At 70.7% G+C, this 12,230-nt stretch carries 12 protein-coding genes; 5 read left to right on the forward strand and 7 right to left on the reverse strand.

The annotated features are described in order from the left end of the window. Positions 1 to 41: 41 nt before the first annotated feature. On the forward strand, positions 42 to 530 hold the full coding sequence (locus BJ991_RS16965; RefSeq protein WP_179491941.1) for a SprT-like domain-containing protein: 489 nt from the start codon (positions 42 to 44) through the stop codon (positions 528 to 530). Here BJ991_RS16965 and BJ991_RS16970 read toward each other — a convergent pair. From BJ991_RS16970 to BJ991_RS16990, 5 genes are read right to left on the reverse strand one after another with little or no spacing between them, the layout of a single operon-like run. Continuing rightward, complete coding sequence (locus tag BJ991_RS16970; RefSeq protein WP_343048810.1) at positions 490 to 1,176, reverse strand: 2-phosphosulfolactate phosphatase; 687 nt, start codon at positions 1,174 to 1,176, stop codon at positions 490 to 492. The two genes, BJ991_RS16965 and BJ991_RS16970, sit on opposite strands and share 41 nt — an antisense overlap. 37 nt (positions 1,177 to 1,213) lie before the next feature. Then, on the reverse strand, positions 1,214 to 1,864 hold the full coding sequence (locus tag BJ991_RS16975) for a hypothetical protein (protein ID WP_343048811.1): 651 nt from the start codon (positions 1,862 to 1,864) through the stop codon (positions 1,214 to 1,216). Next, the gene (locus BJ991_RS16980; RefSeq protein WP_179491943.1) at positions 1,861 to 4,218 is read right to left on the reverse strand and encodes a sulfatase-like hydrolase/transferase; all 2,358 of its coding nucleotides are present in this window, start codon (positions 4,216 to 4,218) and stop codon (positions 1,861 to 1,863) included. Before BJ991_RS16980 ends, BJ991_RS16975 begins: the two co-directional genes overlap by 4 nt. A gap of 22 nt (positions 4,219 to 4,240) precedes the next feature. Further along, positions 4,241 to 4,570, reverse strand: a complete 330-nt coding sequence (locus BJ991_RS16985; RefSeq protein WP_179491945.1) for an SHOCT domain-containing protein — start codon at positions 4,568 to 4,570, stop codon at positions 4,241 to 4,243. A gap of 1 nt (position 4,571) precedes the next feature. Next, complete coding sequence (locus tag BJ991_RS16990) at positions 4,572 to 5,012, reverse strand: DUF6325 family protein (RefSeq protein WP_179491947.1); 441 nt, start codon at positions 5,010 to 5,012, stop codon at positions 4,572 to 4,574. 153 nt (positions 5,013 to 5,165) lie between these two features. Between BJ991_RS16990 and BJ991_RS16995 the strand changes: the two genes are divergently transcribed. Continuing rightward, on the forward strand, positions 5,166 to 5,519 hold the full coding sequence (locus BJ991_RS16995) for a carboxymuconolactone decarboxylase family protein (RefSeq protein ID WP_179491949.1): 354 nt from the start codon (positions 5,166 to 5,168) through the stop codon (positions 5,517 to 5,519). 17 nt (positions 5,520 to 5,536) lie between these two features. On the opposite strand, the gene BJ991_RS18860 is transcribed toward BJ991_RS16995, so the two are convergent. Beyond that, the gene (locus tag BJ991_RS18860; RefSeq protein WP_179491950.1) at positions 5,537 to 7,774 is read right to left on the reverse strand and encodes a winged helix-turn-helix domain-containing protein; all 2,238 of its coding nucleotides are present in this window, start codon (positions 7,772 to 7,774) and stop codon (positions 5,537 to 5,539) included. 150 nt (positions 7,775 to 7,924) lie between these two features. Between BJ991_RS18860 and BJ991_RS17005 the strand changes: the two genes are divergently transcribed. Both BJ991_RS17005 and BJ991_RS17010 read left to right on the forward strand, forming a co-directional pair. Further along, a complete protein-coding gene (locus BJ991_RS17005; RefSeq protein ID WP_179491951.1) occupies positions 7,925 to 9,616 on the forward strand; it encodes a SulP family inorganic anion transporter in 1,692 nt (563 codons plus the stop codon). A gap of 26 nt (positions 9,617 to 9,642) precedes the next feature. Beyond that, on the forward strand, positions 9,643 to 10,527 hold the full coding sequence (locus tag BJ991_RS17010) for a formylglycine-generating enzyme family protein (RefSeq protein WP_179492931.1): 885 nt from the start codon (positions 9,643 to 9,645) through the stop codon (positions 10,525 to 10,527). A 13-nt stretch (positions 10,528 to 10,540) separates the two neighbouring features. On the opposite strand, the gene BJ991_RS17015 is transcribed toward BJ991_RS17010, so the two are convergent. Next, the gene (locus tag BJ991_RS17015) at positions 10,541 to 11,617 is read right to left on the reverse strand and encodes an AI-2E family transporter (protein ID WP_179491952.1); all 1,077 of its coding nucleotides are present in this window, start codon (positions 11,615 to 11,617) and stop codon (positions 10,541 to 10,543) included. A gap of 60 nt (positions 11,618 to 11,677) precedes the next feature. Here BJ991_RS17015 and BJ991_RS17020 point away from each other — a divergent pair, with 60 nt between their 5' ends. After that, positions 11,678 to 12,223: a hypothetical protein gene (locus BJ991_RS17020; protein WP_179491953.1), complete on the forward strand. Its 546-nt coding sequence runs from the start codon at positions 11,678 to 11,680 to the stop codon at positions 12,221 to 12,223. The last annotated feature ends 7 nt before the right edge of the window (positions 12,224 to 12,230 follow it).

A 12,230-nucleotide genomic window follows, 5' to 3' on the forward strand; every position in this document is an offset into this window, starting at 1 on the left:
GGCGACGACGAGTGTCGTAGGTACGTTCTAATCTCGCCGCCATGTCGGAACTCCATCGAGTGCGCCACTGGGCCGAGGCGCTCATCGCCCTGCACCTCGACGACACGTGGTCGTTCGCGTTCGACAACGCCAAGCGTCGGGCGGGGCTGTGCGATTACACGCGCAAGCGCATCAGCGTCTCGCGCTATCTCGCGGCGCGCTACGACGACGACGCGAACCACCAGACGCTGCTGCACGAAGTCGCGCACGCACTCGCGGGTCCGTCCGCCGGTCACGGCCCCGCGTGGAAGCGCATCGCACGCGAGATCGGCTACGTGGGCGGAACCACGCACCACGGCGAGACGGCGACCGAGCTCGCACCCTGGGTCGGCGTGTGCCCCGCCGGCCACATCGCCCACCGGCACCGCCGCCCGACGAGGGCGACGTCGTGCGCGCAATGCGCGCCGCGCTACGACGAGCGCTTCGCGTTCACGTGGACGCGGCGCGAGATCACGCCGGCCGCGCGGCTCGCGGCGCTGACTCCGCGCTGACCTCGCGCGCACGGAAGACCCCGTCGCGCAGTTCCGGCACCGTCGCGTCTGCGTCGATCTCCGCCGCGGCGAGCACCTCGTCGCGCGCGTCGCGCTCGAGCAGCTCCTGACCTGAGCCGCTCGCGGTGAGCAGGTGCCGCACGGCGCCGCGGAGTCCGCGGAACGCCTCGCACGCGGCGGCGGCCTCGGGCGACGAGTGGTCGATGCCGAGGGCCGCGAGCGCGTCGACGACCGCTCCCGCCCCGAGCTGGTCCTCGACCGCGATGCGCACGGGCGCGCCGGGCTCGCGGGCGGTGAACTCACCCGCCGCGATGATGGCGACGCTCGTGCGAGCGGCCCGCGCGGTCTGCTCGGCGAGCACGGCGGATGCCACGGCCGACGCGTTGCGGAGGCATCCGATCATGACCGTCGCGCCGGCGTCTGCGGCCGCGGCCGCGATCGCCGCGCCGTTGATCGAGACGGCGTGCGCGGACTCGTCGAGCGGCACCGACCGACCGCCGGCGACCTCACGAGAGACGGTCGACGAGAAGCGGAGCACGTCGACGACCACCACGATGTCGGAGGCGGCGAGCCGGCGCAAGCCGTCGGCGCCCCACTCGAGGCGCACCTGATAGCGGGATTGGTCGAACGGGCTCTGCGGCACCACCCGCCCAGCCTAGGCTCGCGCGAGGATGTGGTCGCGCTCACACCAGGATCGGGAAGGTCACGAGGATCACGACGCCGACGGCCGCGACCACGATGCCGAGGCCGAGCAGGAACCATCCGCTCCAGTGCATCCGGGTTCGCTCGGAGACGGCGACGAAGAAGAGCACGAGCGCGAACAGGACGGTGAGCAGCGCGTAGTCGTCGCCGCGCTGGTTGCTCTCGAGGGCCTTCGCGAACAGTGCGTCGGCGCGGGCGGATTCGTCCTCTGCGTCCGCCGTGCCCTCGGGCACGTACGACGGCTCGGCGAACGGCGATCGCAGGGCCTCGCCGCCGGCCTGCCAGTCCTCGAACGCGACGGCGAACTCGGGCGTGAGTCGCGCCTCGACGTACTCCGCGAGCGACGTGTCTCCTGTCGCTCGCGCCTGCACCCACAGCTCGTAGATCGAGAGGTCGACGGCCTGGTTGTCGCGCGCGGTGCTCGCGTAGTCGGCGGCTTGGATGCGAGCGGCGGATGCCTGGCTGAACTCGATCGACATCGCGCCGCCCCACTTCGACGCCTCGAAGCCGCACCACGCCGTGAGGATCGCGGTCACGGAGAGCACGACGACCGCGAGGACCTCCCGCATCCTCTCCGCGCGCTCCCACCCGTTCGGTGCGGGCGGGCTGTCAGCCGAGCGCTCGTCGGTCACCGCGTGTCGGGATTCGCCGGCATCGCGTACGCGATGTGCACGCGGTCGATGCGCCCGTCGAATGCGAAGGGCATGCGGTCGGCGTAGGCCCGCGAGACGGCACCGCCGTACGCGCGCCCGATGTCGAGGCAGTCGTTCGCCGAGAAGAGCAGGGGCGCACTCACGGGGACCTGACCCGAGGCGACCTCCGCGCCGTCCACGCGCAGGACGACACGCAGGGGGCCGCCGGGCCGCGGCTCGACGTACGAGGTCTCGATCTCGATCGTGTGATCGCCGGCGGCGAGCGGTTCCGGGGACGTGATGATCGTGCGCTGGACGAGGAAGAGGTTGTACTCGTACGTGAGCACGCCGTCCGCCACGAAGCACGTCAGCCCGCCGCCGGCGCCCCCGAGCTTGTAGAGCACGCCGTTGGCGCGATCTCCGACGTTCACCTCGATCGTCACGAGGTTCGGCCGGTTGCCGAGCGCCGGTGCGCAGAACTCCGGCACGCGGGTGGTGTCGCCCGACATCTCCCACTCGTTGTACGGCGGCGCGATGCGGAACTCGGGGTGGTACACCGGCACCCAAAGTCCCGCCCCGACCGGCAGCACCTTGTTCTTGGCGGCCTCGATCGCGAACAGCTCCTTGAGGGCCGCGAGCTTCTCGGGATGCTGGTCGGCGAGGTCCCGCGCCTGGCTCCAGTCCTCGTCGAGGTTGTACAGCTCCCAGCGATCTTCGTCGGGGGTCCACGTCTTGATCCCCGGAGGCGCACCGGGGACCCACGGCAGTCGTGGACCGGTGGTGCTCGCCATCCAGCCGTCCTCGTAGATGGCGCGGCTCGCCATCACCTCGAAGTACTGCACGCGGCGACGGCCCTCGGCGGCCTTGTCGTCGATGGAGTACGCGAAGCTCGTGCCGTCGATGGGGTCCTGGTGGATGCCGTTGACCTCATCGGGCGCCGAGATGCCGACGACTTCGTACAGCGTCGGGGCGACGTCGATGACGTGGTGGAACTGCGTGCGAGGCTCGGGATCGTGGGCGATGCGTCCGGGCCACCGGATGAACATCGGGTTGCGCGTGCCGCCCAAGTGCGACGCCATGAGCTTCATGCCCTGGTACGGCGTCGACCCCGCCCAGGCCCACGCGGCGTGGTACTGGTTGTCGGTCGCCGGCGTGCCCAGCGTGTCGAGGCCGCCGAGCTCGTCGAGCGCGGCGATGTGCTGGTCGATCGTGGTCGGGATCATGTTCTGCGCGAGCAGCTCGCTGATCGTGCCGTTCTGTCCCTCGCCCGACGACCCGTTGTCTCCCCAGATGTAGATGACGATCGTGTTGTCGCTGTAGCCGAGGCGCTCCAGCTCGTCGACGACGCGTCCCGCCTGCACGTCGGCGTGCTCGCCGAATCCCGCGCACACCTCCATGAGCCGCGCCTGGAACGGCTTCTGGTGGTCGGGGATATCGTCCCAGCCCTGCAGCGACTCAGGCCGCGGCGTCAGCTCGGCGTCCTCCGGCACCCAGCCGGCGGCCTTCGCGCCCGCGAGGGCCTCCTCGCGGTAGACGTCCCACCCGCTGTCGAACATGCCCTTGTACTTGTCGGACCACTCCTTGTGCACGTGGTGCGGGCCGTGGATCGCCCCCGTCGCCCAGTACATGAAGAACGGCTTGTCGGGGGTGAGCGCCTTGTGGTCGCGCAGCCACGCGATCGCGTCGTCGGCGATGTCTTCGCTGAGGTGGTAGCCCTCCTCGGGCGTCTTCGGCGGGAGGACGCTGGTGGTGTTGCGCACCAGGTTGGGCTCGTACTGCGACGCCTCGCCGGCGAGGAAGCCGTAGAAGTACTCGAACCCGTTGCCCGTCGGCCAGTTGTCGTACGGACCTGCCTTGGTCGTCTCCTCCGCGGGAGTGTTGTGCCACTTCCCCCACGCCGCGGTGGCGTATCCGTAGTTGCGCAGCACCTCGGCGATCGTCGCGCTGCTCTTAGGAATGTGGCCGGAGTAGCCGTCCCAGTCGTTCGCCAACTCGGCGATCTGACCTGCTCCGACCCGGTGGTGGTTTCGACCCGTCAGCAGCGATGCTCGGGTGGGCGAGCACATCGACGTGGTGTGGAAGCGGTTGTACCCGATGCCCTCCGACCGGATCCGATCGAGCGTCGGGGTGTTCACCTTGCCGCCGAGCGGCGCGGGCAGCGCGGGACCGGCGTCGTCGATCAGCACGATGAGGACGTTCGGCGTGCCATCGTGGAGCTGCTTTTCGGGCGGCAGCGGCGCGTACGTCGACTCCGCGAGCGTGCGGCCTGCGTAGCTGCCGGAGGGCTTGGGCGGGAAGGGAAGCGTCCGCGCCGGCGGAAGCGGGGTGCCGATGACACTCTTCTTGTCGTTCACGTCGTCTCCTCACGCGACTCGCTCACGCGAGCAGCTTCGCCTTGGCCGCGTCGAACTCCGCGTCGCTGAGGACGCCCTGCGACTTGAGCTCCGCGAGGCGCTGGAGCTCGCCGACCATGTCGGTCGCCGCGGGTGCGGCGTGCGCGGCAGGTGAGGCCGGTACGGGCGGCGGGGCGGATGCCATGGCCGCGGCCTCCTGCTGCACCTCGTACTCGTGCTCGGCCTGCCTCTCCTCCGCCCGCTCGTACTGGCGGCGGGCGACGTGCCCGCTCACGGCGGTCGCCGTCCCCGCGACGACGGCGGTGCGCGCGGCCATGCCGAGGAGCCCCGGGCGCCCGATTCTGCGAAGCATGTCAGCTCACTCCCTCTTCCACTGCTGCGGCCGCCGCGAGAGCGACCTCGTTGACGACGGGTGCCGGGATGCGGACGGAGTCGACCACGTAGCCGCCCGCCTGCATCACGCGCGAGGCGAGCTTCGTCGCGTACAGCAGCTCGACGACGAGCAGCACGGCCGATGTGCCCGGGCCCAGCATCGAGCCGAACTCGGTGACGTCCTCGTGCGAGGCGAGACCACTCGCGACGAGGTCGAGCGCGCCGGATCGGATGCCGCTCTCGTCGACTTCCGTGTAGGTGACCTCGCCGTCGGCCGAACGCGAGACGTGGACCAGGTCGATCACGCGGATCGTGCCGGCCTCGGCGAGCTCGGCGAGTGCGTCGAAGACACCGGGATCGGGCTCGTCGCCGTCGAAGGCCGCAAGTATGAGCTCCACGGGTCCGTACTCGAGGTCGTCCATGCTTCGTATCACCTCTTCGCGTCGGGCTTGCGCCGGATTCGCGGGTCGCCGGAGCGGCACCCACGTTCGCGAGGCTAGGAGCGGCCTTTACGGCAGGCATCATGCAGATCGCATGAACCGGATCGGGACCCGGAGGGATTGACTTGTCGCAAGGTGACCAACCCCTTGAACGCGGGAGCGTGGACCGTGGACTACCTCGACCACCTGCGCCGGCTCAGCATCGACGGAGACGAGCGACCGGGCGAACATCCCGATGCGACCGCCGACCTGGATGCGAAGACGCGGTGCCTCGTCCGGATCGGAGCGCTCGTCGCGGTGTCGGCATCCGCCGCATCGATGCGCAAGGAGGTCGACGACGCCGTGAGCGCGGGCGCACAGCCCGCCGAGATCGCGAGCGTGCTCGACGCGATCATGCCTCACGTCGGACGCCCCCGCGTCGTCAAGGCGGCGCCGAGGGTGCTCCTCGCCCTCGGCGTGGAGCTCGACCTGCTCGACGACGACTCGTAGCGGCCGCGGCGCGGACGTCAGTCGCCGAGGAGGCCCGCCTCGATCGCCCGGTCCACCGCCGCGCCTCGCGTCGTCACCCCGAGCTTCCGGTAGATGGAGCCGACCTCCGAGCTGACGGTGTTGCGCGAGATGAAGAGGCGCTTCCCGATCTCGGCGATCGTCAGGTGCGTCTGGAGGTAGGGCAGTAGCCGCAGCTCCGCCGGCGTGAGCGGGATGCTCGCGCGGCTCATCGCTGCGTCGTCGAGCCGCGAGCGGAAGCTCGCGATCTCGTCGGTGAGGGCCCCGACGTCGGGGCAGTGAGCCAGCAGCTCGTCGATCTCGCGAAGCATGTGCGTGGCCGCGGTGCGGTCGCCGAGCCCCACGAAGAGGCCGGCGATCTGCAGGCGCGTGCGCATAGCGAGGTACGGAAGGACGTGCGTGCAGTGCACACGCGCGCGCATCGCGCGCACGAGGAAGCGGTCCGCCGCCACGGCATCGCCACGTCGTTGGGCGAGGCGCGCGCTCACCGCGAGCGCGAGCGCCGTCGTCGGATACCCCTCCATGTGGTGGTCGTCGACAGCGCGCACGGCGACGTGCGCATGGGCGTCCGCGTCGGACCACGCACCTTCGTCCATCGCGAGGATCGCGAGCTCCGCCTCGCTGAGGAGCACCGAGTCCGCGTTGCCCACCCGCGCCGCGCTCTCCGATGCCTCGATGAACGCGTCGCGGGCGGCGCCCTTCTCGCCCGCGAGCAGCAGGCCCGACCCGAGGAGGTGGAGCGCCTGATCGCGCCACGGGCTCCACGCGGGCTCGTACGCGGCGGCCAGCTTCGCGTCGGCCAGCACACGCTCCCATCCCGCGGGGCACATCGCGGCGCGCACCATGGCGCGAGCGGATTCGAACGCCGCCCGGTCTTCGTCGGGCGCTCCCTCGAGATCGAACCTCTCGAGCGTCGCAGCCCACCGCTCCGACGCGGGCGACTTGCCCTGCAGGATCGCCGCCCACGCGGCGATCACGGCGAGCGCGGGCGACGATTCGATGACGGCGTCGCCGAGTCCGTCGAGCCAGCGCTCCACGACGGCGACCTCGCCGCGCTGATACGTCGGGAGGGCCAGCTCTGCGACGAGCTCACCCGCGCGCTCGACCTCGCCCGCAGCGAGCAGGTGGTCCACGGCCGGGTCCAGTATCCGCTCGCTCTCGAGCCAGTCGGCCGCCCGCACGTGGAGCCCGCTGATGAGTCCGTGCTCACGGCGCCGCAGGTCGGCGAGCAGGAACTCGCGGAACAGCGCGTGATAGCGGAACCACAGCTCGCGCCGATCGAGCGGGATGAGGAAGAGGTTGAGCGCCTCCAGGTGCCGCAGCACTACACCGGAGTCTTCGCGCTCGAGCATCGCGTCGCACAACTCGACCGACAGCTCGTCGAGCACCGCGGTGCGACGGAGGAACTCCTGGAGCTCGAGAGGAAGCCCGGCGAGGCACTCGTGGTAAAGGTAGTCGGCGACGAAGCGCTCGTCGCCCCCGACGCTCAGCACGTCGGCTCCGGCCTTCACCGCGAGCGCGTACAGGACGAGGCCGGTCGGCCAGCCCTCGCAGCGCTCGACCGCCACGGCGATGTTCTCATCGGCGACCGCGACGTCCTGCTCGGCGAAGATCACCCGGGCGGCGTCCCCGTCGAGCCGAAGTGCGTCGGCCCCGATCTCGAGCGTGGGCACGTCGATCCGCAGCCGCGCGAAGTACGGCTGCTCGGCTCGGCTCGCGAGGACGACCTGCGATCCGGCAGGCACTCCGGCGAGGACGACCTCGAGCACATCGTGGCACTCGTCCGACGCCGCGGCGTGGATGTCGTCGACCAGCAGCAGGAACGGGCCGGGCGCCCGCGCGAGGGCTGCGGCGAGCATCGGCGCCGAGCGGCCGAGAACGGTGGAGGGCAGGCCGCGCATCTCGGCGACGACGTCGGCCGCGGACGGCGAGAACCCCGCGGCCGCCGTCGCGAGCAGCGTCAGGAGCGCGACCGGGTCGTCGTCGAAGCGGTCGATCGTCGCCCACGCGATCGTCCGGTCGTCGACGGCCGCCCACTCCGACAGCAGCGTCGACTTGCCGAACCCGGCCGGAGCGGTGACCCCGACGACGCGCGCATCGCTCGCGCGGGCGCGCTCGATGAGCGCGCGACGACTGACGGCACCCCTTCGGACCGGCCTGATCGCGAGCTTGCCTTCGAGGAGGGTCCCGCTGAGGCTTCTCGACTCCCGATCGGCCTCTCGGGTGGGCTCGGCCACGTGTGCATCCTAGGGCCGCCGCGAGCAGCCCTCAATCGTTCTCGCGTACGCCCCTGATTCACGCAGATGGCGTGACGACGCCGCTGCGATGTCGTGTGCATGGTGAGGGTCGGACGGATTCGGACCGCGGGAGACGACATGAAGCGACGGATGCAGCGACCCCTCGCGGGCCTCTCGCGCAAGAACGTCGGACGCGAGCTTCTCGCCGGCGTCACTCTCGTCGCGATCGCGGTCCCGCTCAACATCGGCTACGCGCAGATCGCGGGCCTGCCTCCGACGGCGGGCCTGTATGCGCTCGTCGTCCCGACGGTCGTCTACGCCCTGACGGTGTCGTCGCGCCAGGTCGTCGCATCGCCGGATGCCGCGGCTGCCGCCCTCGTCGCATCCTCGATCGGCGGACTCGCCGCCGCAGGGAGCGCGGACTACGCGACGCTCGCCTTGGCGCAGGCGATCATCTCGGGCGTCATTTTTCTGCTGCTCGCGGCGTTCCGGCTCGGATTCCTCGCGAACTTCCTCTCGAAGCCCATCCTCGTCGGGTTCGTCGCGGGACTCGCCTTCGACATCCTCGTGAGCCAGATCGCGAAGATGCTCGGTGTGAGGCTGCCGTCGGGCGCCGAGTTCGTCGAGAAGGTCGTCGCGCTCTTCGAGGGCCTCGGTTCGATCCACGTGTGGTCGGCGCTCATCGCGATCGGCACGATCCTCCTCCTCGTCATCGGGCGACGACTCGTCGCGGCCGTGCCGTGGGCCCTCATCGCCCTCGTCCTCACCACGACGATCGTCGTCACCACCGGCCTCGACCAGCAGGGAGTGGCCGTGCTGGGCGAGGTGCCCGCCGGGCCACCGGCCTTCACCTGGCCGATGCTCGAACTCGCGACCTGGATCGCGCTGGTGCCCTCGGCGATCGCGCTCACGATGGTGACCACGGCCGAGGGTCTGCTCGTCTCGCGCTCGTACGGTGAGAAGCGGCGCTACCGCACGAACCCGAACCGCGACCTGTTCGCGTTCGGCCTCGCCAACATCGCCTCCGGCGCCCAGGGCGGCTTCGCGGTCGGGTCCTCGACGTCGCGGACCGCCGCAATGGAACAGGCGGGATCGCGCACTCAGCTGCCCTCGCTCGTCCTCGCCGCCGGGACTCTCCTGCTGCTCCTGTTCGGCACCGCCCTGCTTGCCGACATCCCCTCCCCTGCGATCGGCGCGATCGTCGGCATCGCGATCGTGCCGCTGCTCGGCATCCGTGAATTCGCCCGCCTGTGGCGCCTCGAACGATCGGAATTCGCGATCGCGGCGGTGTGCTTCCTCGTCACGCTCCTCGTCGGCTCGATCGCGGGAATCCTCGTCGCATTCATCCTCGCGCTCATCAACCTCGCCCGGCGTGCGGCGAACCCCGCGATCGACGTTCTCGCCGCGAACGACGATCCCACCCAATCGCTTCTCGAGGATGGCCCGATGGGCACGGTCACCGCTCCCGGCGTCGTCGTCATCCGCGTCGCCGCGCCGCTCTTCTTCGCGAACGGCGACGTCTTCTCGCAGGCAGTCAAGCGGGCCGTCGAGGCCGTGCCCGAAGGAGGAGTGCGCCACCTGGTCATCGACATGGAGGCGGTCACCGACGCCGACTTCACCGCAGCCGAGTCGTTCGCCTCGTTGCGCGAGTGGCTCCGCGAGCGGGACATCTCGGTGTCGTTCAGCCGGCTGCGCGCAAACCTCTCGCCGCGCCTGAAGTGGCTCGGGATCTTCGACGCGGAGACGGCATACTCGACCAACAGGGCCGCGATCGCCGCCCTGAGCGCGAGCGCCGCACCGGCTGAGGGAGACGTCGTGAAGGACGGGACGGCGAGCACATGACTCGCGACCTCGGCGTCCGCGACGACATGGTCCGCATCACCGGCGGCTCCTTCACCATGGGATCGGACGAGTTCTATCCCGACGAGCGACCGGTCCATGAGCGCGTCGTGGCGGACTTCGAGATCGACCGTTACGCGGTGACGAACAGCGACTTCGCGACGTTCGTGGCGGAGACCGCGTACGTCACGATCGCGGAACGACCGATCGACCCCGCGCAGTTCCCCGATGCGGATCCCGCAGACCTCGTGCCCGGAGCACTCGTGTTCGCGCAGACCGACGGCCCGGTCGACCTGCGCGACTGGCGCCGGTGGTGGCGATGGGTTCCTGGCGCGTCGTGGCTTCACCCGCAGGGCCCGGAGTCGACGATCGACGACCGTCTGGAGCATCCGGTCGTGCAGGTCGCGTACGCGGATGCCCTCGCCTACGCCGCCTGGGCGGGCAAGCGCCTGCCGACCGAGGCCGAGTTCGAGTTCGCGGCTCGAGGAGGGCACGAGGGCCGGCGCTTCGCGTGGGGCGACGTGCCGTACCCCGACGGCGTGCCGCGCGCCAATACGTGGCTGGGGCGGTTCCCATACGAGAACCGCGGCCGCCATGGCGCCGGCACCGCGCCGGTCGGCAGCTACCCGCCCGACGATCACGGGCTTCACGACATGATCGGCAACGTGTGGGAGTGGACGAGCGATCTGTACACGCCGCGCCACATGGTTCCCGACCTGCGCCCGGTCGACGCCGAGAAGCGGCCGAACCTCCTCGCGTCGGCTCCCGGCGAGCAGTCGACGGTGCGACGCGTGCTCAAGGGCGGGTCGTACCTGTGCTCGCCCGACTATTGCCTGCGCTTCCGCCCCGCCGCGCGATCGCCGCAGGCCGAGGACACCGCGACGACGCACATCGGCTTCCGCTGCGCGCGGTGAGGTTGGGGCGACGTCAGGTCTTCTGGTCCTGCCTCGGCACGACCACCTCGCGGATGATGAGCAGGATCGAGGCCATCACGGGGAGCGCGACGAGCACGCCGAGGATGCCCATGAGGGCGCCGCCCACCATCGCTCCGATCAGCACGAGGGCCGCCGGGATCGCGATCGCGCGGTTCATGATGCGAGGGCTGAGGACGTACGACTCGATCTGGATGTAGATCAGGTACCCGATCGCGAAGATGAGCGCCTGCGTGGGACTGGAGAACAGCGCCACGACCGCTCCGAGAACGAGGAAGATGACCGATCCGAACAGCGGGACGAGCGTGATCACGAACGCGATGGCCGCCATGAGCGCGGGGAACGGCAGCCCGATCGCGAGATGCAGGAGGAACACCGCTCCGGCGTTGAACGCCGAGAGGATGACCGAGCCGATGAGCGAGGCGCCGACCGACTTCGTGATGCGCTCGGTGAAGTCGGCCACGCGCTCGCGCCGGTGGGCGGGGGCGAGAGCGTAGAACGCCTTCTTGATCGCGGGCAGCGAGGCGAGGAAGTACAGCGTGAGCGCCGTGACGACGAACGCGGCGGAGAGGAAGCTCGCGAGCCCCGCGCCGACGGCGAGGATCCCTCCGCCCAGCGCCAGCACCGTGTCGGGGTCGCCGAAGAACGCCGTGAGCTGGTCCACGGCCGAGTCGACGCCCTCGCGCGCGTGGTCGCCGAGGGCGAGGTACCAGTCCGCCTCCTGGATGGACCGGACCCGATCCGGGATCGCCGCGACGAGCGCGACGACCTGCCCGATCACCGGCGGCAGCACGAAGATCGCGAGCGCCGCGACGAGCAGCGCGAAGGCGCCGAACACGATCGCGATGCCCCCGCCGCGAGGCACGCGATGTCGCTCGAGCCGCACCACGATCGGGTCGAGGGCCACGGCGACGAACATCGCAAGCACGATGTACACGAGGATCGTCGAGATCGATCCGAGCGCGACGCCGAGCACGATGGCACCCAGCACGCCGAGGGCTCCGATGAATCCGAGGGCGAGCGGGTGCTCCAGCGCCGTCCGCACCCGCCGCGTGTCCGCTTCACTGGTCATGCCTGACGGTATTCCGGCGCGAGCCGGCCGGACATCACGCGATCTGCGCGAGACTGAGGCATGCGCGTTCTGCAGAAGCTTGTGATCGACATCGATGCGGATGCCGCGTGGCGCGCCCTGCACTCCCCGCGAGCGGTGGCCGAGCTCTACGGCCCGCTCATGATGCTCGAGCCCCTCGACCCCGACGGCCTGCCCACGAGCTGGCAGCCCGGCGGCGAGGTCGGCGTGCAGCTGCGACTCGGCGGGATCGTCCCGATGGGGCGGCAGCTCATCCATGTGAGCGACCGCGTCGTCGCCGACCCCGCCCCCGGCTCGGGCGGGGGCCCCGTGAGGATCTTCCGCGACAGCGGCATCCCGGTGTCCGGCCCGCTCGCGGGGCTCGATGTGTGGGACCACCAGATCGCCGTGTCGCCCGCGCCCGGCAACCCGTCCAAGACGCTGTGGCGCGACCGTCTCGTGATCGGCGGGCCGACCGCTCCCGTGCTGTGGCCCGTCCTGTGGACGATGTGGGAGTGGCGCGCGGCGCGCCTGCGCGCGCTCGCGCCGTCCTGGGCGCATGACTTCGCACCCGCCGAGATGCCTGACCAGTCGGATCAGCCCGAATAGACGGATG

The organism is Microbacterium immunditiarum, from assembly GCF_013409785.1.
GTDB classification, from domain to species: Bacteria; Actinomycetota; Actinomycetes; order Actinomycetales; family Microbacteriaceae; genus Microbacterium; species Microbacterium immunditiarum.

Coding starts and splice junctions, on each gene's coding strand:
- BJ991_RS17005 (WP_179491951.1), top strand. CDS start 7,925: ATGCAGCGACCCCTCGCGGGCCTCTCGCGCAAGAACGTCGGACGCGAG.
- BJ991_RS16985 (WP_179491945.1), bottom strand. CDS start 4,570: ATGCTTCGCAGAATCGGGCGCCCGGGGCTCCTCGGCATGGCCGCGCGC.
- BJ991_RS16965 (WP_179491941.1), top strand. CDS start 42: ATGTCGGAACTCCATCGAGTGCGCCACTGGGCCGAGGCGCTCATCGCC.
- BJ991_RS17010 (WP_179492931.1), top strand. CDS start 9,643: ATGGTCCGCATCACCGGCGGCTCCTTCACCATGGGATCGGACGAGTTC.
- BJ991_RS16990 (WP_179491947.1), bottom strand. CDS start 5,012: ATGGACGACCTCGAGTACGGACCCGTGGAGCTCATACTTGCGGCCTTC.
- BJ991_RS17020 (WP_179491953.1), top strand. CDS start 11,678: ATGCGCGTTCTGCAGAAGCTTGTGATCGACATCGATGCGGATGCCGCG.
- BJ991_RS17015 (WP_179491952.1), bottom strand. CDS start 11,617: ATGACCAGTGAAGCGGACACGCGGCGGGTGCGGACGGCGCTGGAGCAC.